Consider the following 26,512-nt stretch of genomic DNA (forward strand, 5'->3'; position numbering starts at 1 on the left):
AGTTAAAGTTGGATACATTTTTTATCACTATTGCATCTGATATGCTAAAATCTTCATTATTTATATTGATATTTTCGCATAATTGATTCTGTAACATTGACTTACTTTTCTATATCAATTTCAACATCTTCTTGTGTGGCCCTTTTCTGTTGCTTTTATAAATCAAGACCATAGAATTTCTCCCTTTGCTCACTCCACAGCATCGGTATTTCTTTTAAATCAACTAACTTCAAACCCCTTGGCTGCCTCCCATTTACTATATCTTCCTTAATCTTTGGTGCTAAATAATTTAATCTTAAAATTTGCTGTATACGTCTTGTACCTACGTTTATTTTCTTACTCAGCTCTTTCACACTTCTATATTTTCCTTCTTCCAATTGCCGTTTCCAGGAATGGGCTCTCACCACTGCCTTCAATAGTGCATTATTTGTTTTACCTTCTGGTTCGATTACTATGCATTTGTTTCCTTTCTTCTTCATTGGTATAAATTTTTCCTCTGATTCAGAACACACTTCTATTCCATCTTCTTTTACCATTACTCCCTTTATTAATTTTTTCATTGCTTCTTTCTGTTCTCTGAAGCTTAAATTTTCTCCATCCCCATATAAGCATTCGGCTCTTTTCATCACTTCTTTTTCTATTTCCCCAGCTACTATAGTTCGATTTACTGATTCACAATTCTTCCCCCTTAAGTGATTGTTGCATACGTAATATCTATACCTTTTGTTCTCTTTTTTTGAGTATGTCAGAGTCATATTTACATCACAGCTCTTGCACTTGATTATTCCCTTTAGCAGTGCTTCCTCATATTTTGCTTTTCTATGTGGCTGATTACTTATCAATTCCTGCGCTTTTTGCCATTTTTCTTCTTCTATTATCGCTTCATGCTTTCCTTTATACTGTTTCTCATAATGCCTGATTTTTCCCATATATATTGGGTTTGTTATTATTCTCCTCACTGTTGCCTTTTTAAAGATATCTGATTTTGCTTTCGTTCGATATCCTTCTCTGTTTAACTCTCTTGCCAATTCTGCCATTGACTTCAGCTCCATATACCTCTCAAATATATGCTTTATTATTTTTGCTTCTTTTTCATTTATTATTAATTCCTTTTCTTTTACATCATAGCCAAGCGGTGGATTTCCTCCCATCCATAACCCTTGTTCTTTCGATGTTGCTATTTTATTTTTTACTCTCTCTACTATCATTTCTCTTTCTAGTTGTGCCGCCCCTGATAGCACTGTTTGTACAAATTTTCCCATTGGCGTATTATTGTCGAATATTTGTGTTACTGCTACAAAACTTATCCGGTGCCTTCTAAAAAATGATGTTACTTCTATGCAGTCCTTTGTTTCTCTTGATAACCTATCTAGCGTATATACTACTACACAGTCGACTTCTCCTACCTTTACATCTTCAAACAATTCCTTTATCGCTGGTCTATTCAAATTACTCCCTGAGAACCCTCCATCATCGTACTTTTTTGCCAATGCTACCCACCCTTCTCGGCTTTTTATATACTTCTCACATACTACTCGCTGTGCATCTAAACTATTAAACTTTTGTTCTAGCCCGTCTTCATTTGATTTTCTCGTATATATCGCGCATCTTACCTCTTTCAGCATTCTTTCTCCTTATCTCTCATTCCAAATAGGAGCGGTCCATTATAACTCATTCCCATTATTTTGCCGGCTACTGCTGATAATGACGTATAAAACTCTTCTTTATAGATTAAACCCTTATCTGTTACCTTTACCGCATGCGTCTCTTCCCCTCTTTCTAATATTAGCTCTGTTCCCTCTACTGGCAGTTTATCGCTACTTATCCTTTTTCCCTTCTCTAGTCGATCTGCCAGGTATTCTAGTCTTTTTGCCCCTTTTCTTGATATTTCTCCGTACGCTTTTTCCTGCATTCTATAAGCTAATCTTGGTATCAGGTATTTCTTTGAGTATCTAGGCGCTCCTTCTCCATATACCTTTTTCCATATTTTCCTCACCTCTTCCAACGCTTTTTTCTCTAAATTCATTACTTTCTTTTCTATTTCTTCCTTTCTTTCCATATTTTCAGCCTCTCATAATTTCTCAAATAACTTTTCTATTCTGTCTGTTTCTTTCTTCAATACTTCAGTTACCTCTTTACTATTTTTCGCATAATCCATCGCTGTCATCCCAAATTTATCTGCTTGTTCTATTTCAGCCCCTGCTTTTACTAGCTCCTCCACTATTTCCACTTTCCCCACCATACATGCAAGGTGCAGCGGTGTGCATTTACTGCCATACTCTTCAGCATTTACATTCCCTCCTGATTTTATCAATTCTCTAACTGTTTCTAGACGTTTCTCCGTTATCGCTAGGTGCAGTGCTGTATATCCTTCTACATCCGCTGCATTCACATTCGCTCCTTTTTCAACTAATAAGCTCACTGTTTTTCCGTCTACTGCATAATGCAGTTCCTTTTTTGTCCCCTTAATATTTTTACCTGAGTTCTCTAATAATTCTTTTAGTTCATCCTCTTTTTCTTTTTTACTCATAACCTACCTCACCTTTTCTTTAAATTTAAGTCCCTTTTTTAATTCTCACCACCTCATCTATCATTTCGTTTACTTGGCACATTATCTTGGTTGCTAAATTTTGACATTCTTTCTTTATTAATGATTTGTCTCTCTTCCTTATTTCTTCGATCTCCATTATTTTTAGCTCTGGCATATAGCTCCTATCCAACTTGTCTGCTATTTCTCCCACTAGCCCCTCTATTCCATAGCACGTCAGTTTTCTACTTTTTGTTACTCCACCTTTTGCTCTCAAAAATTTACTTGCCTTTTCACTCTCTTCCCTATCACATAGATAATACTTTTCACTTTCCCATATGTAATACATTGGTGTTGAACCATACTTATTCAGTTGATTAACTTCAGATCCTGCTTTTACTAGCTCTTTTATTATTTCAACTCCTGCTCCTCCTATTTTACATGCAGAGTGCAGTGGCGTACATCCACTGACATATTGAGTGGCATTTATTTCCGCTCCTGACCTTAGCAGTACTTTTACATTTTCTAAACTTTTTGCGAATACTGCACAGTGCAGTGGCGTATAACCATTTTTATCTCTTGCATTGATCTCCGCCCCTTTTTCTATTAATAACCTCACTGTTTTGTGATCGGAATTTTCTACTGCATGGTGCAATACTGTTTCTCCTTTTTCATCCCTTTTATTAATATTTTTAAATCCATTCCTTGATACTTCTTTAAAAAACTTGTTAAAAGATTCTTTCTTTTCTTCGCTGAACCCCATTTCATACCTCACAAAATTATCTTTTCTAGCGCCAGACAAATTTCTTATATTTACCTGCTGCTATTCAAGTTATGTGCGTTTTGGCATAAAAAGGCAAGTCTTTTTTCGCGTAGTACACCTTTTTAACTAAATACTAATATAGTATATGAAGATATAAATATATATGCTTAATATATTAAACATATTACTTGTTTCTCTTCCCAACCTCTGTTCAAATGACGATGTTCGTGCCACGTTAGTACGCCTGGGTAAAACACTAAAACGTAATTTTCCGGTTCATGTATTGAATCCTTTTGCTCTGAATTTAAATCCCTTTCAAAATGAATATTGTGCTCTGCCACACCAAATATTATAACTTTTTGGTTGGTAAAATCTTCTACTTTGTAGTGGTGAGTAACGCTAAACCTTTCTAAAATTGGCTTGTGTTTTAAATTCCACAGTTGTTCAGATAGTTTATCACTTCCTAGTAAAAATTTACTTCCTTTCTCTTCTCCACTCGTAACCGGAAAACACGCGTTTATTTCTCCTAAGTTCCAGCTATCTGATAATACTATCTGCGCTTTAGCAAACTTAATCTTAGGTAATAAGCTCTGTGGTAGCGGATATAGCGCTTTGAAGTTATACCACACATGATTTCGTTCATAAATACCGTTGTAGTTCTTAGTATGAGGCTCGGTTTCTCCAAGTATTGCTACATCCAAGCGATATATGTCATTGCTTAAAGCTCGTTCATAATGATCGCGTAGATAGTTTTCTACAATCCTAATAACCGGACCATGAGACCTGAAAAAATTTACTCTTCCAAATGATAAAACTGGCCCATCTTTTTCTATTTTTACCCCGGAATAATCCGATAATAAACTTCCGAAAAAACTCTCATCCAATATGAACCTGCTAATGTTGTAATAATCGTTAAAAATCCTCATTAGCCTCGATCTTGCAGGCAATGATAGTTTTGCTAGTTCTACTACTGCATCAACGAAGAAGTCATTCAGAACATCTTTTATCCCTATCTGCAGTTCAAAGAAGTGCTTGCCAGATGGTTCTTCGATAATTGTAATATCTTCTATATTTGCCCATTTTAGTGCTATTTTCAGTGAAGCAGGTGTTCCTCTTAAACGCTGAAATTTTATCCCTTTTTTTATCGCCTTTCTTTTGTCTTTTACCCAATGTAGGATTTCTCCTAGCCCATATTCCTCTATTATCCATGGCAACACTTTTTCCCCTTGGCTAAATTTAAACCCTCTGATACAACCAGGATCTACTTTGTAATCTATTGCATCAACCAGCGCTTTTTCCTTTTTTGTTGCGTTTGGCGGTAATAGCATTAATTTAACTCAACATTTAAACTTTTTAAGAAAGCGCACTCATTTCCTTTCACAACTATGTCTTCTCTTGGCTCTATTAATTCCACGTTTTCTACTCCTTCCATAAACAAATTGGCTATTATCCATGATCTTGTTACCTTCCATCCTAATCTTTTCGTTGTTCCAAATTTTTCGATAAATTTCTTCTTCATCGTTTCAATAATATCTGGTCTTTTAATGCTAATTTTACTGTGGATATCTATTTCTATCATATTGCAACTTACCACTTCAACTGTATCTGTTAAAATCCTCACATCCTCCCTGTTTAGCTGATTTTTGACAATTTCTAGTAATTCTTCTTGCAGTGTGGATAATTCTGTGGATAAGATTGAAACTTGTACTTTCCCTGGTATAGGTGATTCTACTAATGCATCCTTTACTCTACTATCTGCTGACAGTGCATGATATCGATAGTGTTCTTTACTTCCTCCCGTGCTCCAGCCTATTATCTTTGCTTTAATTATTTTTCTAAAACGTTCGTCATCTTCTTCTTTCTGCCTCTCCACTCCATAAAATTCAGCTAAATTATCAAGATCTTCTCCTGTCGCAAACTTAAGTAAATTACTCTTTACTGCTTCGTTTATCCTTTGTCTCAGCAAAAGCTCTCTCCAGGCTGCTACTTCTAATACCTTCATCGCTGAGTCACTTTCTACTAATGCCGTAAAACTTTCATCTCGACTTATTAATTCTTCTTTCATACGTGAAAAGATTTCTTCGAAGTTCAGTGGCTCAATAATGTTAGTCTGCTGCATCTTTATACTACAACCTCATCGAAGCGAATCTTTTTCCCCATTGGTACGTACAACCCTTCCAGGTCAAGCGTTACTTTTCCCTCTTTTACTTCTGTCATTTTTACTTTTTCTAATTTAAACCTTTTTTCCCATTTTTCCAAAGCTTCTGCAGTTGCTGCGTAAATTTCTAGTGTTAAATCACGATTAACTGGCTTATCCAATAATTCAAATAGCCTAGACCCGTAATTCCTCATCATAATTCGTGATCCTATAGGAGTCGTAAGTATATCAATTATTGATTGCTTTAAGTGCTCTATTCCTTCTAACGCTTTTCCTGTTTTACCATCCATACCCTTCATTTCTATTTTGCAAAGACGCTTTTACTGCCTTTTATTACTTTTAACCCACAAGATACTGAATCCCCTACTCTTCCTACACCATGACCATTTGCAAACACTGTTTTTGATCCTTGAATCATTACTTTTCCTTCGTTAAAATTGTCTCCTTTCCTACAGACTGGGAAATCATTTACAAAAACATTATTACTGCCGCTAATGCAAAAATGTGGTGTTGCTTCTCCACAATAATCTCCTACTCGCACAACTGATTTATTCATTTTCCAATTAATTAAGTTCTATTCTATCTGCTTTCAGTTTTATTTCGCTCCTTGTCATCTCTAGACTTGATTCCCCAGCTTTCAATGTTATTTTGTCCACTACTTCAATCTCTAAATGATGCTTCTCTTTATCATATAACAATCTTGTCCCATCTTGAATTTTTACACTATTTATTTCTTTTTTATTCTCTGGTGCAGGGTATTTTTCCTGATATATTCCTGCTAATACCACCCCTAATGATAGTTCTCCTAGCGCAGAAAGTATAATAACCTGTTCATCGATATCTGGAGGAGACCAATTTCTATCTTTTCCTGCTTTACTTGTTATCCATGGCAACCAATCTGTTAAAAATTCCCCTATTTGCACTTTTACTCTCGCTTTTTCATAATCTACTTCTTTCACAAGCCCAATACGTATAATGTTAGCTAACTTTCTTTGCAACTCTGAAATAGCAAAATTACTTTCCAACATTTATTTCACCGATTTCTATTTTGTGTGGCATAAATTTTCCCTCTTCCCAAATAGATCGACCCAAGTGTACTTCATGCACCCAGTCTACCATCCACACTAAATACGCGTCTAATTCTGGCCTAAATCCGTCAATTTCTGCTGATATAAATTCACCTGGCGAAACATTTTTTACGTTCCAAGTATTTTTATTTACTACTCTCGCAACCTCAGCAGCTAATTCTCTGACAATAATAGCTGCATTCTCTATTGTGCTATCAATCACAATTCGTGCCTCAAATCTTGCTTTCAGGGCTAATTCTTCTGTTCCTGAATCTTTTCCTTGCTCTAAACTTGACAATTCCACAAATACCGCTGGTGCTACTATTTCCCTTCTTATCATTGGATATATTTCACATGTCTGTATCGCTGGTATTTCTTTCTTCAACATTCTGCAAATTGCTTTGTGCAACTCAATTAAAATCATACTTTTACAATATAGTTTAATTCACGCTCAAAATATTTCTCAAATATCCCTTCTGTTTCATAATTAACTAGCTCCTTTATTATTTTTGATGCTTCTGGTTCCAGTCCTAATTTTACCTCTTGTATTGGCAAAGCTGTTCTTCCTTCACGCCTAAAAACACCACTATTTCCTCTTGGCATTGTTGCCATAAATCCTCCTATAAACTTATGTTTTCCTACTTTCGCTCCTTTTCTTGTTTGTCTCATCTTGCCAATTGCTGATACCCTAATATCATATAAATTTGCTCTCATTAATACATCTAACCTACTTGTCTTAGCCTTAAAAATTCTTAGCCTTTTTCTCATTACCGTTAATTTTATCTTCTTTTCCTCACTAATTTCCTTAGCTGCTTGCGTTTTTAACCATAGTGCTGTTTTGTTCAATGCCCTCACCGCTGCTTTTTCCACTTTTTTCCTTTCAGCATTTACATTTTCAATTACCTTATTAATATTATCGGTAACTTCTATATTAATAGGTCTGGTAGAGACTCATGACCTTGAAACCAGCGATTTGGTCTCATAACCATAGTCTCCCCAAAAGAACCGTGCTTGCGGATTTCCCGCACACGGCTCCACAATACAGCGTTCACACTAGTGCTCCTGTGTATAAAGAAACATATACCTTTGGTTTTGGTAATGGATTTACTTTTAAATAGTGTATAAATTGTTCCCAATCCATACTTTTCTTTTGACTACGTCGGTTTATCCACTTAAATGCTAACTTTGTTACCGGTCGATAGAATTGAATCAAACACCGATAATTTCCGCTAACTCCGAAGTAGCTATAGTGTCCTGTTAGTTTGGCTTTAAGTTTCTGCCACCAATCTTTGAGACAGATACGACTTCGTACCATCTTCAACCATTCTTTGATTTCTTTAATCTTTCTGGCTAGGCTTATTTTTGAAGTTTTCTGCTTCATCATAAGTTTACCATTACGACTTTTTCCACAATAATGTGTAAATCCTAGAAAGTTGAAGCTAGCCGTCCTACGTTTCTCTCTTTCTGCTTGATACCATTCTTTCTTACCAAACTTTACTATTTTTGTTTTATTTTCAGCTATTTCCAACCCAAATTTACTTAGTCTTTGTTTCAGTAATTCTAGAAATTCTTTTGCGTCTTCTTCCCTCTCGCAGCCAACTACAAAATCGTCGCAAAACCTTATTAGCTGTAAATATCCTCTGGCTTTTGGCTTAAGAGGTTGTCCGGAAACAAGTAAAAGGCTATAATATCTGAAATTTTAGTACGGGGTAAAGATGAGAAAAAAGTATCCAACAGATCTAAGCGAAAGGGAATGGTCAAGAATAGAAAAACACTTCAGAGTATCATACAAGAAAGGAGGAAGGCCGCCAAAGTATAGCAAAAGAGAAATATTAGAAGCAATTTTCTATGTATTGCGTACAGGGTGTCAATGGCGGTATTTACCAAATGATTTTCCGCTATGGAAGACTGTGTATGAGCAGTTCAGGCAATGGAAGAAGCAGGGAATTTTTGAGAAAATGAATTATGAAATTACAAAATATAGTAGAAGAAAAATAGGAAGGAATGAGCAGCCGAGTGCCTGTATAGTAGATAGTCAATCTGTAAAGACTACAGAAAAGGGGGGATCAAAGGCTATGATGGAAGTAAAAAAGTAAAGGGTAGAAAAAGGCATATAATTACAGACACTCAGGGTTTTATACTAGGTTGTTACGTAGGCGCTGCTAACGAAAATGATAGAGATGGTATTAAAATAGCATTAAACAATATGAGAACAAAATATACTAAAGTTAAAAAAATGTGGGCTGACATGGGATACCAAGGAAGAAATTTAAAGAATCACATAAAGGAAGAATATGACATAGATATTGAAATTGTTAAAAGGCCTCCATGTAGATTTTGGGTGCACAAAGATACGCCACCTGAGCTACTACCAACAAGAGAACAAGGGTTTAAAGTACAGCCAAGAAGATGGGTTGTAGAAAGGACTTTTGCTTGGGTTAATAGGAATAGAAGGCTATCGAAGGAGTATGATTTACTCACAACATCCACTGAGAATTTCATATACCTAGCTATGAGTAGGGTTATGTTAAAGAGGGAATATGCTTGAATTTACTAGTTTCCGGACAACCTCTAATAGTGACGTTGTTTGTTATAAAAAATTTCTATATATTCAAATATAGCAGTTTTGATATGCTGTTTAGAGTGCCGAGAGGTGTCTATTGGTAACTCCCTTTTTAGAGAACTGAAGAAGCTTTCCACAACAGAATTGTCGTAACAACAACCTTTATAACTCATCTATGTTTTTTATGGATAAGAGATATTGATAACCTTGCGAAGTATATTGTGAACCTTGATCACTATGTAATAGTAGATTTTTGGCAGGTTTACGCTTGTTAACGGCCATTAATAAAGAGTCGATAACCAATTGTTTATTTATTGAACTGCTCATTAACTACCATGCGTGAATATAGATCGATTATTGTTGCCAAATATAGCCATCCTTCCTTGGTTTTTATATAAGTAATCCCATACTTTATTTGGTTGATCGACAATAAAGTTTTGGTCTAATATATTGGGAGCTACTGTCCGTTTGTTGTTTCTTAATTTTAAATTTTCTTCTCAATATAGCCTGAATACCATTTTTCTGCATAATACTTTGCACTGTTTTTAAGTTGCAACTTTTACCCAAAGCCTTCAATTCAGCATGAATTTTAGGAGCTCCATATCTACATTTAGAAGCTTGATATATTTTTTGAATATCTGCTAATAACTCTTTATTTGCTGATTCTCTACTGCTTATTTTCCTTGTAGTCCACTTATAGTAGCCACTAGCAGAAAACCCTACATAATTCCTGCACTTTATAGTGTTTACTATGCTCTTTTATGAAAAAATATTTTACTCTTTTTGACTGGCCAGGGCTTTTTTTAAAATGTCTCTTTCTCTTGTTACTTTTGCTAACTCTTTCTGTAAATCAAATCTCTCTTTGTCATAAGGTGCTACATCTGGAAATGCATTTGCCGCTGACTTTTTTTCGTTATATTTCTTCATCCATTTTCCTAATACACTATCCCTTATTCCTAGATCTCTTGCTACTTTTGCAACTGGTTGACCTACCTTTCTTTGTTCATTTGCCAGCTTAACAGCTTCCAATTTGAATTCTGCCGTATATTCTCTTGCCATTTCTAATCCTCCAAAATTTTATTTTACCCGAAAAAACTCCTTTCTTTCTCTCCACTTTTTCTGGGTAAGGTCAAGAAGCCTATTGTCTAATTATGTACCTAAATTTTATTACGGCACTTTCACTACTACTTTAACGAGTGAGCTACCTTTCTATAAAAGACCTATCGACTGTTGCAATTATAGGCGTAAACAAGAATGATAAAAGAGTACGAGATTGAGTAACTATGTACACTTCTGCTGGCATACCAGGGTATAGGTATACGTTTTTAAACTGAGCAAGCTCTGGTTTTGGTATCACTACACGTACTGAATAATAACGCCCTAGTCTTGGATCATCAAGAGCGTCAGGAGAAATATGGCTTACTATACCACTAATTAAACTTAAACGACGTGCACTGTAAGCACTTAACCGGACTTTAACCTTTAGCCCTTCTAGCCCATCAATAGAGACTATGTTGCTATCTTTCTTTTGTGCCGACAGTACCTCTTCTATGTTTCTGGTCTGAATTTTAGCATCTATTATTAGGTCATCATCCGATGGCACTACGCTCATGATCGGAACTCCAGATTGTATAACACCACCTTCAGTATGGTATCTTATATCTGTGACTATCCCATCTTGAGGCGATTTAATTATTGTACGTGCTAATGAATCTTCAGCAACCATCAGCCTCTCTTTCAAGTCTGCAATAGACGTACTAACTTCCTTAAGTTCAGCGTTTGCTCTTTCTTGAGAATCGTTTCTCACGTTTATAATTTCTAATTCGTTCTCTCCAATTTTTTGCTGCACTTGAGATATTGCAGAACGGTAATGTCCAACTCTGCCTTCAATTTCAGCAAACTGCTTTTCTAAAGCTAAAATGTGTGGTTTGCTTATATGGCCACTATCAAGTAATTGTCTTTTTGTTTCCAACTCCTCAGTTATCAAGTCATATTGCTTATGAGCTGCATTTAGTTGAAAGTTTAGCCCCGCTAATTCATCATTTAACTGCTTTATACGTTGTTGCAGTATGTCTGTTTTTCCCAATATGCTCTTTCTCTGAGAGTTGAACAACTTTACTTGATTCTTTATCGCTTTATTTACAAGTTCATCGTGAGATAATTTTTTAACCTCATCAGGAAACTCGAGCGTGTCCAAATCTACTCTGATTGCAAGAAGCCTTGCTTCTGTTGCTAAAAATGATAAGAGCTTCTCTTTGATAATACTTAAATTCGCCTTCTCGTTAACATCACTCAACAAAACTAGAGGCTCATCTTTTTTAACTGCTTGGCTCTCTTTGACTAAAATTTTGCTTATTATTCCTCCACCCAAGTGTTGAACTATTTTCCTATTTGAAGATACAATAACTTCTCCACTTGCATGCACCGCACCGTCAATTGGAGCTATAGCCGACCAAATACCACCTATCCCAAAAAAGATAAGTATTACTACCAGACCAAAAAATAGTGGTCCCCATGTTACTCTCAGAACTTCATTTACGTTATTACTTTCACGTTTTAAAATAAAATTTATCATCGCATCAATCAATGCGAACGTCTTATCCAAAAATTTTGGGTACTTCTTCTTTTTATTTTTTGCTCCTTGCATATTTATATTATCACTATGGCCAATCAAGCCTGTCAAAGAAAATCCAGTGCTAAGCTTTTTTAACTTACTGATCATAATACTACTGTGAATTTGTGTTAACTCAAGATAACACACAAAAACAAAGAATCTATAATTTAAGCATTCCATTTAAACTGTAGAGCACCAGAATAAACTATTTAGTAACAATTCCTGCATAACTATGTTTTTAAAATTTTTTGACGTTTAACTTTATTATAACTTTTCCTTTATTTTGTGAATATCTGAGTTACTTATATTATGTAAGAAATCTATTGCCAACTAGTCAATATTCTGTTAGGAATTAAGATAATATAAAGTTATTATGTTTGGATTGGAAAGCAGAAAGTTCCTGATTACTGGTGCATCAGGCGGAATAGGGCAAGCAATTGTAAAAATTATGCACAAAGCCGGAGCAACTTTATGTGTTTCTGGCACAAAAAAAGAAGTGCTCGAAGAAGTTGCTAAACAATATGAAAAAAATATGCACGTACTCCCTTGTGATTTATCAAATGCTGAGGAAGTAAATCAACTAGTAAACAGAGCAAGTGAGTTGATGGAAGGCTTTGACGGGCTTGTATGCAACGCGGGCATTACGCAAGACAGTTTATTATTGAGAATGACAGATGAAACATGGCAAAAAGTAATTGATATTAACTTGAGTTCTACATTTAAGCTGAGTAGAGAAGCATGCAGGAAACTAATTAAGAATAATTGGGGAAGAATTATAAATATTTCCTCAATAATAGGGCTGACAGGAAACGCCGGGCAAGCAAATTATGCAGCGTCTAAAGCTGGAATAATAGCTATGAGCAAATCTATAGCAAAAGAAGTTGCAAGTCGTAATATAACAGTAAATTGTATTGCTCCTGGGTTTATAGATACTAAAATGACTGAAGTTTTAAATGAAGTGCAAAAGGGAAAAATATTAGATAATATTCCAATGAAAAGAATGGGAACAGGGGAAGAAATAGCAGCAGGGGTCTTATTTTTAGCAAGTGATGAAGCAAAATATATAACAGGGCATGTGCTTAACATTAATGGTGGGTTATTTATGTAGCAACACTTATGTATGGACAAATTATAATTTTTACTTTAAAATAAAAATATGTGTAGGTGTAGGTTTACGTTAATTTATTATTTAGAGGCAAAAAAATGAGCTCTATAATGGAATTTTTTAGTGTTTTTTGCGTAGTATTGCTTTTCTCTTTCTCAGGTTATGCAGCTGACCCTGATATGGATGACACAACTAAAGTAATATGCAATATTATTGGTTATGTTTGGGGGATAGGCGGTCCACTTATGACGGTAGTAATAATTGGTGCAGCTTTGCTTGCAATATTTGGCAGGATGCCGTGGCCAGCCCTCTTTGCTCTTGGCATGTTCTGTGGTGTATTTTTTGGCGCTAAAACTATCATAACGAAAATTATGCCCAATGTAAGCGATGAAGCAAAAGCTGTGTTGGAAAATTGTGGAAAGAGAAACCCATAAAAGTACAGAAATGCTTTTTTGTTATCCATTAAATCGCTTCATATCTTCAACTTGCAACAAATGAGGGCTATCTTTTGGTAAAGTTTTAACAGCTAGCTCAGCATATTTTGTAAATTGCTTTAAATCACCTTCAATACAAGCCTTTTTTGTCAAAGCAAAATAATGCATTGCCGTATCAGCGTCACATTTATATGCAACGCTTAAATATTTCCAGACAAAAGCGTTATTTGGTTCTACATTCAAAATCTGCTCCAGGTAAAAAATTGCCTTTTTTGCATCACCGTGTAATAATAAAGTATGAGATAATGCAAGTTTCACTAAATAACTGTTTTTCTCAGATAAATACCTAAGCGATTCCTCATACATTTTTATTGCTTCACTTAAATTTCCAGCCTTGTATAGCATTTCTGCTTTTAATTCATATAGGTATGGGTCATTGCGTGACTCTTGAATCAATGAATTAACTTTAGCAATAGCCTCCTCTATCTTTCCTTGCCTATAGCAAACTATAGCATTTACATACTCAGAATTATCTTCATATTTATTAGATAACACATGAATAGGAGCAAAGAAAGAGTCTAGCTTTGCAACCACACGCTCAAACTTTAGTAACTTATCCGCAAAAATTGGTTTTACGTTGTTTTTGACCTTATAATTCTGTACAGCAAATATACGTTTCTCACTAAGTGGGTGAGTACGGAAATATTCCTCGGTATTCTCATGCTCAATACTTTTAAAATAATCAAAAATCTCTTTCATACCTGAATTATCATAGCCAGATTCATCAAGGTACCTTAAAGCATAGCTATCTGCTACACTTTCTTGCTCTTGAGAATAGTTAAAAAATAGCCTTGAACTGAGTGCTACACCACTAAGCAAAATTGCACCAGCAACCTGAGGGTTAATGATAATACTAGAAACTAATCCTACCATATAACTAATCATTGCTATCGATTGAAAATAACCCATAGCACTACTCATTTGCAATATATGACCAGCAGATATGTGAGCAATCTCATGTGCTAATATACCAAGCAAGACATAAGGTTTAGCCGAATATCGTAAAAGCCCTAAATGAATGAAGATACTGTTATTGTTAATTACAAAAGCATTAATCGAACTGTCATTAATTACAAAAACTTTCACTTGATCATGATCAATATCTGCAGCAGAAAATAAAGGTTGCGCTAGCTCTTTCACTATTGCTTCCACCTCACTATCTCTAATAATGTTAATAGAGTAAGCATTATTATAATATGCAAGAAAGAACAATAAGGTCAAAAACTTAGCAATTCTAAACATGAAAATTCTGTGCTTGTATAATTTACAGGAATTTTATATTTTAACACTTAAATTATACAAATTTATAAACGCTAGTTTAATTTTTTAACGTAACTGATAAGTTTGTCGATGGTAGTTAACTTAATTTTATGTTGTTCAGCAAATTTAAGCAACTGAGGTAAGCGCATCATAGAGCAATCATCATTCACTAATTCACACCCTACAGCTGCATGATTAAGACCAACCAACTTTGCTATTTCAACACTTGCTTCAGTGTGACCATTGCGTGCTAAAACCCCGCCTTCATTTGCAATAATAGGGAAAACATGCCCTGGAGTAATAATATCGTCCTTAGTACTCTTTTCATCAATGGCAGTAAGTATCGTATGCGTTCTATCATGAGCAGAAACACCTGTTGTAATGCCATAACGCGCATCAATTGACGTAGTAAATGCAGTATGAGGAGTAAGCTTTTCATCTACATTGCTCTTCCTCATAAACTCAAGATTTAGTTTACTCATATGAAGCTTTGTCATAGCTAAAAATACAATACCAGTACCGTATCTAACCATAAAAGCCATATGTTCTGGTTTTACTTTTTCAGCTAAGACAACCAAATCACCTTCATTCTCTCTACTTTCATCATCAACTAAAATGAACAATTTACCGGAACGAGCATCCTCTAATACATCTTCCACAGAAGAAATACCGGGTAGACTCATTGAAGCATAAGTGGCCTGTACCATAATAATTTACTTAAATTCAATCTTAACTATTTTATACAATTTCTCTCCATTTGGCACTGTCACTTCCACATACTCACCGACTTTTTTGCCGATTAAGGCACTCCCGAGTGGTGAACTAGTAGATATTAACTGCTTTGAAACATCAGCTTCATATTCGCCTACAACCTTATAAACATATTCCACTTCACCGTTATTATCACTTAACATTCTTAATGTCACAGTTGCACCAAATATTACTGAATCACCAGACAAATTTTTTACTTCTATTACTTCCGCATGTGAGAGCTTACTTTCTATCTCCATTATACGGCCTTCAATAAAACCTAACCTTTCCCGTGCAGCATGATACTCTGCGTTTTCAGACAAATCACCTTGATCACGAGCATCAGAAATAGCTTGTATAACAGAAGGCTTTTCTTCCTTTAATTTTTCAAGTTCGGCTTGCATATTCTCAAAACCTTCCCTCGTCATAGGAAATTTATTAATAATAGATGAAGCCATAATTACCACCTAAACGCAATTAAATTGAGTAACAAAATTACTCACAATATTAAAAATATCACCTTTTATATCACCATTCATGTCATTTGACAACTTTTTTAAAACCCCAGGGTGTACAGTACGAAAATAATTAACAAGATCATGTTCAAATTTATTAACGTTACTTATTTGTATTTTACTTAACTGATTATACAGGTTAGAAAAAATATACATCAGCACTACTTGCTCTTCTATTGACATAGGTAAATGTTGTTTTTGCTTTAATAACTCAACAAGATATTTACCCTTATTCAAGGATAATTGAACACTAGCATCAAGATCAGAACCAAATTTTGCAAAATCTTCTAATTCTCTATACTGAGCTAAGCTTAGCTTTATAGAACCAGCAACTTTTTTCACAGACTTTAATTGTGCAGCAGAACCAACCCGTGAAACCGACAAACCTATATTTACTGCAGGTCGAAATCCTTTATAAAATAATTCAGACTCAAGAAAGATCTGCCCATCGGTAATTGAAATAACATTTGTTGGCACATATGCGGATACATCACCAGCTTGAGTTTCGACAATTGGCAAAGCAGTTAAAGAACCCTGCCCTTTTTTATCAGACATTTTAGCAGCTCTTTCAAGCAAGCGAGAATGTACATAGAATATATCTCCAGGGTAAGCTTCACGACCAGGAGGACGTCTGAGCAATAAAGACATCTGCCTATATGCCACAGCATGCTTAGATAAATCATCATATATAATCAAACAATGCATTCCATTGTCACGGAAAAATTCCCCAATAGTGCAACCAGCATAAGGTGCTAAAAATTGCATAGGCGCGCAGTCAGATGCACTAGCCACAACTACAGTTGTATACTCTAATGCTCCGCTTTCTTTCAGCTTATTTACCACTTTTGCTACTGTTGAAATTTTTTGCCCAATAGCAACATAAACACAGTAAACTTTTTGATTTTCGTTTACCTCATCGTTAACCTTCTTCTGATTGATAATAGTATCAAGCGCAATAGTAGTTTTACCAATTTGTCTATCACCAATAATTAATTCACGCTGCCCTCTACCTATTGGAATTAGCAAATCTATAATTTTAATTCCTGTTTGCAGTGGCTCATGCACAGACTTACGATCAATAATGCCTGGCGCTTTAGATTCTATATCCATTCTGTTTTTGGCTCTAATTTCCCCACCGTCGTCCATAGGATGGCCCAACGCATTTACAACTCTCCCTAACAATTCATGCCCTACAGGCACCTGCACAACATCACCACTACATTTTACAACGTCCCCTTCTTTCACATCACGGTCATTACCAAGCACAACTATTCCAGCCGTATTATGATCTAAATCGAGAACTATTCCTTCTACACCACTTGCAAAAAATACCTTTTCACCGAATTTTGCTTTTTCCAGCCCATAAACCAATGCGATACCATCTGTTACTGAAATTACTTCACCTATATTTTCCCGCTTTATAGGATTATCAAACGTCTCAACCTTTTCTCTTATTATACTTGCTATCTCAGAAACATTCATACTGTTCTTCATACAAAATTCCTTACTTTTAATATTTCCATTTTACTTAAGTCAACTAACCTATCCAAGTAACTTTTTAGCGAAGCATCGATCAAATTAAAACCATACCTAACTACGAAGCCACCTAGTATAGAAGGGTCAACCACATTGCTTACTTTTATTATTTTACCAAGAAAGCTCAAAGATTCAGTAATTATTTTTATATCAGATTCCTTTAAAGTTTCTGCTGACTTTATAGTAATTTCGAATTCATTTTCATTTTCTCTTGCAAGACTTAAGAATTTTTCTAATATAAGGATCAATAAACTAGAGCGTTTATTTGCAAATATAACCATAATAAATTTTACTAAATTCTCACTCAAGTGCTCATTTATAGAAAGCATCACTTCTTTTTTGTGTGCAAAAGAAATCATAGGATGAGATAGGTACACAAAAACATCACGTTGATCCTTAAAAAAAGCCAACAAAAATTCTACTTCTTTCCTTATAATACCTAACCTGCTTCCTGAGACATGAAATAGCACTCTAGCGTAAGATGAAACTAAATTATTGTATTGGGTCTTTTTCATATTAAATCCAGTAAATCTAAATTAATTCAGCTACAAATCTTTCATTCTTCAATCCAAGCATTTTTTATATAAACAGGTCTTCTCTTTAAGGAAAGAAAATATAAATCATATCTGACTGAATAATCTAAAAAACTAAGGTTTTTACTTAAGAAATACTTAGAAGAATTTATAATAGACTGACATTGAAGATGAGATATCGGTATTTCTTTTCCAAGTAAACTTGTTTTAACTTCTATAAAAATCAGCTCCTTTTTTTTAGATACAATTAAGTCAATTTCACCGAACTTACAACGGTAACGGCGTTTTATAACATTATACCATTTCAGTTTTAAATATACTAAAACTAATAACTCGCCAAAGTAACCTACAAAGCAGCGTAACCTACTTACCACAAGAAGAACAATTATGATAACAATTAACTTTGTGTAACTACTTTGCCTCCTTCTTTATTTTTACTATAAACCTTACCTCTTGCTGCAATATCCCTATCAACCAGTTCTATCACTGCCATTGAAGCGCAATCACCCTTTCGAGTGCTAAATTTTATTATTCTAGAATACCCACCTTTACGATCTTGATAACGGCTGGCTAAGACGTTTAATAACTTATCAACTGCTAACTTACTATTATGAAGTCGTGAAAGCAAAAGTCTTCTACCATGTAAAGTATTCTTATTCTTAGCAATTGTAATAAACTTTTCGACATATGGACGAAGTTCCTTAGCTTTTGGTAAAGTAGTTACAATCTGCTCATGGTTAATTAATGAGATAGATAGATTCTTTAACGTCGATAATCTATGTTCAGTACAACGAGATAGTTTACGTTTTTTTATTCCATGTTTCATATATCACCTAATCTTCATCAGTATGTTGTTTAGCCAACTCATCTATATCCTTAGGTGGCCAGTTTAGCACATTCATACCCAAAGACAAGCCAAAATTAGTCAAAACTGCCTTAATCTCATTCAAAGACTTTCTGCCAAAATTAGCAGTTCTTAACATTTCACCTTCTGTCTTTTGTACAAGATCACCTATATAAGTGATGTTTTCGTTTTTCAGACAGTTATGAGACCTGACAGATAATTCCATTTCATCTACCTTACGCAATAAGACAGGGTCATAACCCAAATCTTTAGCACCACTAGACGAAGAAACCTGCGATTTTTTATAACTTACATCAGAACTAATAAAGGGCTGAAGTTGCTCCTGTAATATTCTTGCAGCAGAGTCAACAGCTTGACTCGGAGAAATTGTACCATCAGTTTCAATTGACAATATCAGCTTATCCTTATCAGTCACTTGGCCAACACGACTGTTCTCTACCCTGTACGAAACCCTGTTGACAGGGCTATACAAAGCATTAACTGGAATAAAACCAATTAAATCCTGTTCACTCATAAGCTTCAAAAGTTCATTTTCTTTATATTTAGTTACAGGAAGATAACCTTTTCCGCTAGCCACATATATGGTCATGTTAAGCTCCACATTTTGCCCCAGCGTACATATTAACAAATCTTTATTAACAATAGAGCATTGATCATCAGTTTCTATCATCCCAGCTAATACCTGGCAAGGCCCTTTAGCGTTTAAATTTAAGCATTTATTAGAAGCACCATTTAATTTACACCTCAACATACCCATATTTAATACTATATCAGTTACGTCTTCTCTCACCCCTTGAATTGAAGTGAACTCATGAGTTACACCTTCAATTTTTATTCCATAAACAGCACTACCTTTAAGAGAAGATAACATTACACGTCTTAATGCATTGCCTAATGTTAAAGCAAAACCACTTTCCAACGGTTCTAGCACTATATCACTTTTTTCACTTGAATCATCTGATACTACCTTAACTGAACTAGGTTTAATCAATTTATCTAAATTGCTACAGAGAGAAACATCATTATTATAATACATAAAACAACCTTTTCAAATATCCTATACTCTTCTTTTTTTTCTTAACCTGCACCCATTATGAGGAATTGCGGTTTTATCTGCAATTGAAGTCACAGTCAACCCACAGCTCTGAAATGCTTTAACCGCAGCTTCGGTACCAAAGCCAGGGCCGCGAATTATTACAGAGACAACCTTCATACCAAATCTCTCCATTGCGTTCTTCGCAGCAGACTCCGCAGCCTTACCTGCAGCATAAGGTGTGGATTTTCTCGAACCTGAAAAACCACATGCACCCACAGAAGTTTGACATAGCGTATTACCATGAACATCAGTTACATTTACAAAAGTATTATTAAAAGTTGCACGAATATGGACAACACCAGTAATAAACTCCTTCTTACTCTTACTAACCGTTTTGACTTTTTTCATTAAAACTCACAATAATAAATTTTATTTTTTCCCAGCAATAGGCAACCGAGATCTACCTTTACGAGTCTTAGCATTAGTATGAGTCCTTTGCCCTCTCACAGGTAAACCTTTTCTATGTCTCACCCCTCTATAGCATCCCATTTCCACTAAAGATTTTATGTTCATAGCCACTTCTTTTCTGAGCTCACCTTCTATAACATAATTTTGTCTAATGAAACCGCTGATCTTTTCTATATCTTCATCTCGTAATTCTGAAACACGTTTGCGCTTATCAACTTCGCAAGCGTGACAAATTACATTCGCAGTAGCAATACCTATACCATATATATAAGTTAATGCAAAAGGAACACATTTCCTCACTGGAATATTTATGCCTGCAATACGTGCCACTGGTACCTCGATACTTTATTAATAACAACTCTTAATTTATACCATAAAACAACTCAGAGTCAAACCAAATTACAAGAAATTTTACTTTCAATCTCTTGCGTTACCTCATCAACACTCAAATTAGCGTCAATTGTTAATAATTTGCCTTTATAATACTCGCGTAAACCTTTCATTTGAAGGTGATATTCACTTATTCTCTTATTAATTGCAGACATATCAGCATCATCAATTCTTTTCTCTAACCTCGTACTTTTACATTTAGCACAAGTAGTACTCTTAAAAGAAGATACACTATATATGTTTTTACAGTCCAAACACGCGAGACGATTTTTTAACCTATCGATTGCAATATTATCGTCAAGCTGCAGCTCAACTACAATGTCAACATCCCTATTATATTTTTCTTGCAAAACTTGAGTCAAAAAATGAGCCTGGTTTAAATTTCTCGGAAAACCATCTAATAAGCAATTATCATCCACTAATGCAAGCTGGTCACGTAATAATCCACATATAATTTCATCTTGAATTAAATTACCAGATTCCACGGTACCCTTTATTTTTTTACCTAACTCACTACTGCTAGATATAATATTCCTTAATAAATCCCCTACTGAAATTAATTTTAAATTATATTTTGCTATTAACAAGCTTGACTGAGTACCTTTACCAGAACCTGGAGGACCAAAAATCGTAATGATCATCTTACTTTCCTCGTTTTAGACTCATATTTCTTTATCCAGTTGTCGTACCTATTTGAAAAAATATAAGATTGTATTTGCATAATAGTATCAGTAATAACGTTCACTATAATCAGTAAGCTCGTCCCACCAAAAATAAATGGTATATCATAATAATATCTCATAACTTCAGGTACAGTACATATGACTACCAAATACGCAGAGCCAATGAATGTCAACTTAAAAACTATATCTTGAAGGTAATCAGAAGTATGTTTCCCAGGCCTTCTACCAGGTATAAAACCACCATTTTTTTTAAGAAAATCTGCGTTTTCCTCTGGATTAAATATAAAATTGGTATAGAAAAAATTAAAAAATACTATCAGCACCAAATAGGCTACAATATATACTACTTTATTTGCCATAAAGTAATTCAAAATAAAATCAGAAAAAGCGTGCCCCTTATAGAAATTTGCAATTGAAATAGGTGTCAATAAAATTGCATTAGCAAAAATGGTTGGTACTACACCAGATAAATTAATCTTCAATGGAATATAAGTAAAATCGTCATTATGTAATCTTTTAAATTGCTTTTTAGGATGTTGAACAATAACCTTTCTATAAGAAGACTCTACAAAAATGACTAAGAGTAGCAGCAAAAAAAACAATACCAAAACAAAAAGGATAATAAATAACGATACGCTACCGTTTTTATTTAACGTTAACAAAGATGACAAAGCGCTGTGTAACTCTGATATTATACCCGTGAAAATGATTAATGAGATACCATTGCCTATACCGCTAGCGCTGATTCGTTCACCAAGCCATATTAAAAGCATAGTTCCACCTAAAAGGCTGAAAACACCTATTGTACGAAACATAACACCAGGTTCGATTACAACCAATACCCCTTCCCTATTCATCCCTTCCAATCCAACCAAAATTGGAATTGATTGAAATACACAAATTACTATGGTCAGATAGCGTATATAAGAATTCATCTTTCTACGGCCTGACTCTCCATCATTCTTAACTTCCTTCATTCCTTTAATCGCAGAAGAAAGTAACTGAATAATGATAGAAGCCATTATATATGGCATAACGTTCAATGCTAGAATTGTCATTCTAGCCAATGCACCACCAGAAAATAAATTAAATACTCCAAAAACGCCTGAGCCATCTTTGGGAAATATATCATTAATTACATCAAGATTAATTCCAGGAATAGGCACATAAGTACCCAAGCGATAGCAAATTAAAGCTATTAGCGTAAAAAATATACGCTTTAATAAATCGCCTTTATATAACAACGTAGGATCCAAGCTATTAAATGCTGATTTATTGCCCATGACTTACGATAGTATTTCCACACTACCACCAACTGAAGCTACAGATTTTTTTGCAGCTTCTGACGCAAAATCAACATGAAACACAAATTTTTCGCTCAACTTACCTTTATTAAGAAGTTTAATTTTATCCTTAATAGACTTTATAAAACCTAATTTATACAGCCTCTCCTTATCTATAACAGAGTCTTTCACTATTTTTTTAGCTTCCATTAAGCGCTGTATATCGCCAACATTAATTATAGAGTATATGCTCCTACGTATAGGCTTAAAACCTCTTTTAGGCAAACGAGTATATATAGACTGTTGTCCACCCTCAAAACCATTTATAGAAACTCCACTTCTAGCCTTCTGCCCTTTATGCCCTCTACCGGATGTTTTACCTTTACCACAACCGATACCTCTACCCAGCAACTTAGGCTTCTTTTTCTTAGATAATTTAGTAAATATAGAGTTTAATTTTACAGCATTATTCATACTTTACCTGTTTCCAACTATCTCGCTAATCTTTTTGCCTCTTTTGCTTGCTACCTGACGAGGAGATAACATACTATCAAAAGCCTTAAACACCGCACATATAACGTTATGAGGATTATTTGATCTAGTGGATTTAGCTACCACATCCTTTATACCTAACACCTCAAAAACTGATCTAATCGCTCCACCAGCAATAATACCTGTTCCGGCTCTTGCGGTTCTTAAAACTATCTCACCAGAACAAAATTTAGCTTTAATATCATGATGCAAAGTTCTACCTTCACGCAAGTACACTCTAATCATTGATTTCTTTGCAGCATTTACAGCTTTGACTCTTGCTTCAGCAACTTCTGCGTGCTTACCTATTCCACACCCTACCCTACCCTTCTCATCGCCAACAACAACCAAAATTGAAAATGAAAATCTTCTACCACCTTTGGTAACCGTTGTCACTCTTCGTACCGAAACTAAAAGCTCTGATAAATCATTATTATTTTGTAAATTCTTTATAGCCATATTCAAAACCTTCTAAAATTCAAATCCAGAACTTCTTAAAGCCTCAGCAAATTGAGAAACTAATCCTGTGTATTTATACGCTCCACGATCAAACGTAAGCTGCTGCTCTAATTTCATGCCAGACAGACGCTCAACCATTAAAGAAGAAACCTGTTTTATAGTTTCAGCGTTGACTTTCCCTTTACATACATCCTTAATTTTAGCATCCAAAGTAGAAGCTGAAGTGAGAGTTATTCCTTTTACATCATTAATTAACTGGACATAAAAATGCCTATTAGATTTAAATATGGATATACGTAAACGTTCAGCGCTCTTGTCAAGCTTCGCTCTATTACGTAACTTCCTTTTTTCAGAATTACTTAAAAAATTATACGATCTTTTCATTTTTATTACTTCTTTTTACTTACAACCTTACGCAGCATAAATTTGCCTTTTATTACAACACCCTTACCTTTATAAGGATCATATTTTCTAATTTTGCATATATCAGACGCCACCATATAGACCTTCTGCTTATCCATACCACTAACTATTAAGTGAGTTGGCTTTATGCACTTAATCTCAACATCTTTAGGCACTTTATATTTAACATTATGGCTATAACCAAGATATAAAGTCAAATACTTACCATCACACTCTGCCTTATATCCCACACCGTTAATCTCAAGATTAACAGAAAAACCATCAACCATGCCGTTAATGATATTATTAATATTACTCCTATAAGTGCCCCACATAGGCTTTATTTTATCATAATTATCTTTATCTTGATCAACAGAAAGCAATAGCTGATTATCAATAATCTGACACACAACATCCCTGATCAAGCTAACTTCCTTTTCAGCCTTAGCACTCTTTATTAACATACTACCATTATTATATTCAACTGAAACACCAGCAGGAATATTGATAGGAGCAGCACCTATACGAGACATGAATTTCTCCTATTATTTAAAACACACGACACAAAACTTCTCCACCAACCTTTAATTTATGTGCATTATAATCAGTCATCACTCCTTTGGGTGTCGATATAATAAAAATACCAAGACCATTATATGCTTTAGAAATGTCCTTATACTTAGAATAACGACGACAACCAGGCTTTGACACCCTAACTATGTCACTAATTACAGGTGACTTCTCATAATACTTCAATTTTACAATGAAAGAAGGTAAGTTATCTACAACTTGCTTTTCATAATCAAGGATATACCCTTCCTCTTTTAAAATCTCCAATATAGAAGAATTCATCTTAGAAAATAGTACCCTTGTTGCCCTATGCATTGCCAATTGAGCATTACGTATCCTTGTTAAAAAATCACCAATACTATCAGATAACGCCACAATATACTCCTTATATTATATTTACCAACTAGACTTTGTAACTCCTGGAATTTGCCCAAAAGAACATAAATCACGCAAAACAATTCTACATAAACCAAATTTTCTATATACTCCTCTTGGTCTCCCAGTTAAAGCACACCTATTTCTAATTTTGGTTTTAGAAGAATTTCTAGGCAATTTTTTAATTAATTTATTTTGAGCTGTAAACCTTTCTACAATAGACAAATTCTTATTATTTATTATAGATTTCAATTTTTCTCTTTTTTCTTTATATTGATCGCACAACTTTATTCTGCGAAGATTTCTTTCTATCATAGATTTTTTTGCCATATATTTCTCCTCTCAATTAATCAAAAAAAGGAAATTTAAGAGCCAGTAATAATTCCTTTGCTTCCTTATCACTAACTGCACTTGTTATAATATTAATATCCATACCTCTAATTTTACTTATTTTATCATAGTCTATTTCTAAAAACGAGATATGTTCCTTTATACCAAAGGAAAAATTACCATTACCGTCAAATTGCTTCACACTAAATCCTCTAAAATCTTTTTCCCTTGGCAAAGCAATATATATCAATCTTTCTAAAAACTCATACATTTTATCTCTACGCAAAGTTACTTTGCAACCTACTGTAGCACCTTTTCTGATCTTGAAGCCAGAAATAGATTTTTTTGCAAAAGTTGATAAAGGCTTCTGCCCAGCAATCAAATATAGGCTATCAAGTGGTTCATTTATTGCTTTACTATCTGTAGCAGCATCTCCAACGCCCATATTGATACACACCTTGACAAGTTTAGGCACTTGCATTATATTGCCGTAATTAAACTTATCCTTCAAGGACTTTACTATGCTATCTTTATACAATTCTTTAAACATATCAACCTAATCTATCACTTCTCCAGAAACTTTTGCAAAACGCACTTTTCTACCGTCTATAACCTTAAACCCCACTCTAGTTGGAGTTTTATATTTAGGGTCCAATGTTGCAACGTTGGATATATCAATAGCTAACTCTTTATTTAATATACCACCACTACTACCAGCTTTTGGTTTAGTATGTCTCTTATGCACATTCACTCCAGAAACAATTACTTTCTTTTTAGCATCACGTGCTATAACTTTGATTACCTTACCAATTTTTCCCTTATCTTTACCAGTTAAAACTATAACGTCGTCACCACTTTTTATTTTAGCACTCATTATAAAACCTCAACAGCTAATGACATTATCTTCATAAAAGAACCAGATGATAACTTTTTTACCGGACCAAACACCCGAGTGCCAAGTGGTTCACCTTGATCGTTAATCAAAACTACAGCATTGCTAGAAAAACGAATTACAGAACCATCAGATTTCCTAATAGGGCTTTTCACCCTCACCACAACTGCTCTATATACTTTTCCCTTCTCAACTTTCCCTCTTGGAGTAATAGATTTAGTAGATACAATAACTGTGTCACCTATAGATGCAGACTTTCTACCACCCAATAAACCAATACAAAGCACTGCACGCGCGCCAGAATTATCAGCTACTTCCAACAATGTATTTTTTTGAATCATAT

The 26,512-nt window shown here is 34.6% G+C and carries 35 protein-coding genes and 3 pseudogenes; 3 read left to right on the plus strand and 35 right to left on the minus strand.

Annotation, left to right across the window (positions count from 1 at the left end):
* Positions 1–155 precede the first annotated feature (155 nt).
* The 12 genes and pseudogenes from L0Z58_RS03120 to L0Z58_RS03175 form a co-directional block, all read right to left on the minus strand.
* Positions 156–1,625 (minus strand): recombinase family protein, encoded by a 1,470-nt coding sequence (locus L0Z58_RS03120; RefSeq protein ID WP_010962724.1) that lies wholly within the window; start codon positions 1,623–1,625, stop codon positions 156–158.
* Entirely contained in the window at positions 1,619–2,059 is a 441-nt protein-coding gene (locus tag L0Z58_RS03125) for a DUF2924 domain-containing protein (RefSeq protein WP_010962725.1), read from the minus strand. Before L0Z58_RS03125 ends, L0Z58_RS03120 begins: the two co-directional genes overlap by 7 nt.
* Before the next feature lie 12 nt (positions 2,060–2,071).
* A complete protein-coding gene (locus tag L0Z58_RS03130; protein ID WP_010962726.1) occupies positions 2,072–2,530 on the minus strand; it encodes an ankyrin repeat domain-containing protein in 459 nt (152 codons plus the stop codon).
* A gap of 25 nt (positions 2,531–2,555) precedes the next feature.
* Positions 2,556–3,290: an ankyrin repeat domain-containing protein gene (locus L0Z58_RS03135; RefSeq protein WP_041580639.1), complete on the minus strand. Its 735-nt coding sequence runs from the start codon at positions 3,288–3,290 to the stop codon at positions 2,556–2,558.
* Between the two features lie 167 nt (positions 3,291–3,457).
* Positions 3,458–4,618 carry a phage tail protein gene (locus L0Z58_RS03140; RefSeq protein WP_010962728.1) on the minus strand — a complete coding sequence of 387 codons (1,161 nt, stop codon included), beginning with the start codon at positions 4,616–4,618 and terminating at the stop codon, positions 3,458–3,460.
* On the minus strand, positions 4,618–5,409 hold the full coding sequence (locus tag L0Z58_RS03145) for a baseplate assembly protein (protein ID WP_010962729.1): 792 nt from the start codon (positions 5,407–5,409) through the stop codon (positions 4,618–4,620). The genes L0Z58_RS03140 and L0Z58_RS03145 overlap by 1 nt, the downstream gene beginning before the upstream one ends.
* 2 nt (positions 5,410–5,411) lie before the next feature.
* A complete protein-coding gene (locus tag L0Z58_RS03150) occupies positions 5,412–5,747 on the minus strand; it encodes a GPW/gp25 family protein (RefSeq protein WP_007552425.1) in 336 nt (111 codons plus the stop codon).
* 2 nt (positions 5,748–5,749) lie between these two features.
* Positions 5,750–6,004 (minus strand): PAAR domain-containing protein, encoded by a 255-nt coding sequence (locus tag L0Z58_RS03155; protein ID WP_010082105.1) that lies wholly within the window; start codon positions 6,002–6,004, stop codon positions 5,750–5,752.
* Between the two features lie 7 nt (positions 6,005–6,011).
* Positions 6,012–6,476, minus strand: a complete 465-nt coding sequence (locus L0Z58_RS03160; RefSeq protein ID WP_010962731.1) for a phage baseplate assembly protein V — start codon at positions 6,474–6,476, stop codon at positions 6,012–6,014.
* Positions 6,463–6,939, minus strand: coding sequence for a hypothetical protein (locus L0Z58_RS03165; protein ID WP_010962732.1), 477 nt, complete (start codon positions 6,937–6,939; stop codon positions 6,463–6,465). The genes L0Z58_RS03160 and L0Z58_RS03165 overlap by 14 nt, the downstream gene beginning before the upstream one ends.
* Positions 6,936–7,451, minus strand: coding sequence for a phage tail protein (locus L0Z58_RS03170; protein WP_038228285.1), 516 nt, complete (start codon positions 7,449–7,451; stop codon positions 6,936–6,938). The genes L0Z58_RS03165 and L0Z58_RS03170 overlap by 4 nt, the downstream gene beginning before the upstream one ends.
* 112 nt (positions 7,452–7,563) lie before the next feature.
* Positions 7,564–8,151: pseudogene (locus L0Z58_RS03175) on the minus strand (reverse transcriptase domain-containing protein); the annotation flags it as partial.
* 79 nt (positions 8,152–8,230) lie between these two features.
* Here L0Z58_RS03175 and L0Z58_RS03180 point away from each other — a divergent pair.
* Positions 8,231–9,063, plus strand: a pseudogene (locus tag L0Z58_RS03180) (IS5 family transposase).
* Between the two features lie 23 nt (positions 9,064–9,086).
* On the opposite strand, the pseudogene L0Z58_RS07045 reads toward L0Z58_RS03180, so the two are convergent.
* Together L0Z58_RS07045 and L0Z58_RS03200 are read right to left on the minus strand one after the other, a co-directional pair.
* Positions 9,087–10,137 (minus strand): annotated as a pseudogene (locus tag L0Z58_RS07045) (IS3 family transposase).
* A 142-nt stretch (positions 10,138–10,279) separates the two neighbouring features.
* Positions 10,280–11,800: an HlyD family type I secretion periplasmic adaptor subunit gene (locus L0Z58_RS03200; RefSeq protein ID WP_010962735.1), complete on the minus strand. Its 1,521-nt coding sequence runs from the start codon at positions 11,798–11,800 to the stop codon at positions 10,280–10,282.
* Between the two features lie 265 nt (positions 11,801–12,065).
* On the opposite strand from L0Z58_RS03200, the gene fabG reads away from it, so the two are divergent.
* Both fabG and L0Z58_RS03210 read left to right on the plus strand, forming a co-directional pair.
* Complete coding sequence (gene fabG, locus L0Z58_RS03205) at positions 12,066–12,800, plus strand: 3-oxoacyl-[acyl-carrier-protein] reductase (RefSeq protein WP_010962736.1); 735 nt, start codon at positions 12,066–12,068, stop codon at positions 12,798–12,800.
* A 95-nt stretch (positions 12,801–12,895) separates the two neighbouring features.
* Complete coding sequence (locus tag L0Z58_RS03210) at positions 12,896–13,231, plus strand: TrbC/VirB2 family protein (protein ID WP_022626321.1); 336 nt, start codon at positions 12,896–12,898, stop codon at positions 13,229–13,231.
* 21 nt (positions 13,232–13,252) lie between these two features.
* Here the strand turns inward: L0Z58_RS03210 and L0Z58_RS03215 are convergent, their stop codons facing one another.
* The 21 genes from L0Z58_RS03215 to rplN form a co-directional block, all read right to left on the minus strand.
* Positions 13,253–14,533, minus strand: a complete 1,281-nt coding sequence (locus L0Z58_RS03215) for a M48 family metalloprotease (RefSeq protein WP_010962738.1) — start codon at positions 14,531–14,533, stop codon at positions 13,253–13,255.
* Between the two features lie 71 nt (positions 14,534–14,604).
* A complete protein-coding gene (gene ribB, locus L0Z58_RS03220; protein WP_010962739.1) occupies positions 14,605–15,258 on the minus strand; it encodes a 3,4-dihydroxy-2-butanone-4-phosphate synthase in 654 nt (217 codons plus the stop codon).
* Positions 15,259–15,264: 6 nt separating this feature from the next.
* Positions 15,265–15,759 (minus strand): transcription elongation factor GreA, encoded by a 495-nt coding sequence (gene greA / locus L0Z58_RS03225; RefSeq protein WP_010962740.1) that lies wholly within the window; start codon positions 15,757–15,759, stop codon positions 15,265–15,267.
* A gap of 9 nt (positions 15,760–15,768) precedes the next feature.
* Positions 15,769–17,310, minus strand: a complete 1,542-nt coding sequence (gene atpA, locus L0Z58_RS03230; protein ID WP_010962741.1) for a F0F1 ATP synthase subunit alpha — start codon at positions 17,308–17,310, stop codon at positions 15,769–15,771.
* A complete protein-coding gene (atpH, locus tag L0Z58_RS03235; RefSeq protein WP_010962742.1) occupies positions 17,307–17,867 on the minus strand; it encodes an ATP synthase F1 subunit delta in 561 nt (186 codons plus the stop codon). The genes atpA and atpH overlap by 4 nt, the downstream gene beginning before the upstream one ends.
* 41 nt (positions 17,868–17,908) lie before the next feature.
* Positions 17,909–18,259 (minus strand): YraN family protein, encoded by a 351-nt coding sequence (locus tag L0Z58_RS03240; RefSeq protein WP_022626322.1) that lies wholly within the window; start codon positions 18,257–18,259, stop codon positions 17,909–17,911.
* 23 nt (positions 18,260–18,282) lie between these two features.
* Positions 18,283–18,711 carry a 50S ribosomal protein L17 gene (gene rplQ / locus L0Z58_RS03245; RefSeq protein ID WP_007550873.1) on the minus strand — a complete coding sequence of 143 codons (429 nt, stop codon included), beginning with the start codon at positions 18,709–18,711 and terminating at the stop codon, positions 18,283–18,285.
* 7 nt (positions 18,712–18,718) lie between these two features.
* Positions 18,719–19,786 carry a DNA-directed RNA polymerase subunit alpha gene (locus L0Z58_RS03250; protein ID WP_010962743.1) on the minus strand — a complete coding sequence of 356 codons (1,068 nt, stop codon included), beginning with the start codon at positions 19,784–19,786 and terminating at the stop codon, positions 18,719–18,721.
* A 21-nt stretch (positions 19,787–19,807) separates the two neighbouring features.
* Positions 19,808–20,194, minus strand: coding sequence for a 30S ribosomal protein S11 (rpsK, locus tag L0Z58_RS03255; protein ID WP_010962744.1), 387 nt, complete (start codon positions 20,192–20,194; stop codon positions 19,808–19,810).
* A 21-nt stretch (positions 20,195–20,215) separates the two neighbouring features.
* Positions 20,216–20,584 carry a 30S ribosomal protein S13 gene (rpsM, locus tag L0Z58_RS03260; protein ID WP_010962745.1) on the minus strand — a complete coding sequence of 123 codons (369 nt, stop codon included), beginning with the start codon at positions 20,582–20,584 and terminating at the stop codon, positions 20,216–20,218.
* Positions 20,585–20,643: 59 nt separating this feature from the next.
* On the minus strand, positions 20,644–21,285 hold the full coding sequence (locus L0Z58_RS03265; RefSeq protein ID WP_010962746.1) for an adenylate kinase family protein: 642 nt from the start codon (positions 21,283–21,285) through the stop codon (positions 20,644–20,646).
* Positions 21,282–22,610, minus strand: coding sequence for a preprotein translocase subunit SecY (gene secY / locus L0Z58_RS03270; RefSeq protein ID WP_010962747.1), 1,329 nt, complete (start codon positions 22,608–22,610; stop codon positions 21,282–21,284). Before secY ends, L0Z58_RS03265 begins: the two co-directional genes overlap by 4 nt.
* A 3-nt stretch (positions 22,611–22,613) precedes the next feature.
* A complete protein-coding gene (rplO, locus tag L0Z58_RS03275; protein WP_006279863.1) occupies positions 22,614–23,084 on the minus strand; it encodes a 50S ribosomal protein L15 in 471 nt (156 codons plus the stop codon).
* 3 nt (positions 23,085–23,087) lie between these two features.
* Positions 23,088–23,600 (minus strand): 30S ribosomal protein S5, encoded by a 513-nt coding sequence (gene rpsE / locus L0Z58_RS03280; protein WP_010962748.1) that lies wholly within the window; start codon positions 23,598–23,600, stop codon positions 23,088–23,090.
* Between the two features lie 12 nt (positions 23,601–23,612).
* Positions 23,613–23,984, minus strand: coding sequence for a 50S ribosomal protein L18 (gene rplR / locus L0Z58_RS03285; protein WP_006279867.1), 372 nt, complete (start codon positions 23,982–23,984; stop codon positions 23,613–23,615).
* A gap of 5 nt (positions 23,985–23,989) precedes the next feature.
* On the minus strand, positions 23,990–24,535 hold the full coding sequence (gene rplF, locus L0Z58_RS03290) for a 50S ribosomal protein L6 (RefSeq protein ID WP_010962749.1): 546 nt from the start codon (positions 24,533–24,535) through the stop codon (positions 23,990–23,992).
* Positions 24,536–24,551: 16 nt separating this feature from the next.
* On the minus strand, positions 24,552–24,947 hold the full coding sequence (rpsH, locus tag L0Z58_RS03295) for a 30S ribosomal protein S8 (RefSeq protein ID WP_007551150.1): 396 nt from the start codon (positions 24,945–24,947) through the stop codon (positions 24,552–24,554).
* Positions 24,948–24,968: 21 nt separating this feature from the next.
* Positions 24,969–25,277: a 30S ribosomal protein S14 gene (rpsN, locus tag L0Z58_RS03300; RefSeq protein WP_006279345.1), complete on the minus strand. Its 309-nt coding sequence runs from the start codon at positions 25,275–25,277 to the stop codon at positions 24,969–24,971.
* A 16-nt stretch (positions 25,278–25,293) separates the two neighbouring features.
* Positions 25,294–25,827, minus strand: coding sequence for a 50S ribosomal protein L5 (gene rplE, locus L0Z58_RS03305; RefSeq protein WP_010962750.1), 534 nt, complete (start codon positions 25,825–25,827; stop codon positions 25,294–25,296).
* Between the two features lie 6 nt (positions 25,828–25,833).
* Positions 25,834–26,151 carry a 50S ribosomal protein L24 gene (gene rplX, locus L0Z58_RS03310; protein WP_006279347.1) on the minus strand — a complete coding sequence of 106 codons (318 nt, stop codon included), beginning with the start codon at positions 26,149–26,151 and terminating at the stop codon, positions 25,834–25,836.
* A complete protein-coding gene (gene rplN, locus L0Z58_RS03315) occupies positions 26,151–26,510 on the minus strand; it encodes a 50S ribosomal protein L14 (protein ID WP_006279348.1) in 360 nt (119 codons plus the stop codon). The genes rplX and rplN overlap by 1 nt, the downstream gene beginning before the upstream one ends.
* Positions 26,511–26,512 lie beyond the last annotated feature (2 nt).

The organism is Wolbachia endosymbiont of Aedes aegypti (assembly GCF_021496215.1).
GTDB classification, from domain to species: domain Bacteria; phylum Pseudomonadota; class Alphaproteobacteria; order Rickettsiales; family Anaplasmataceae; genus Wolbachia; species Wolbachia pipientis.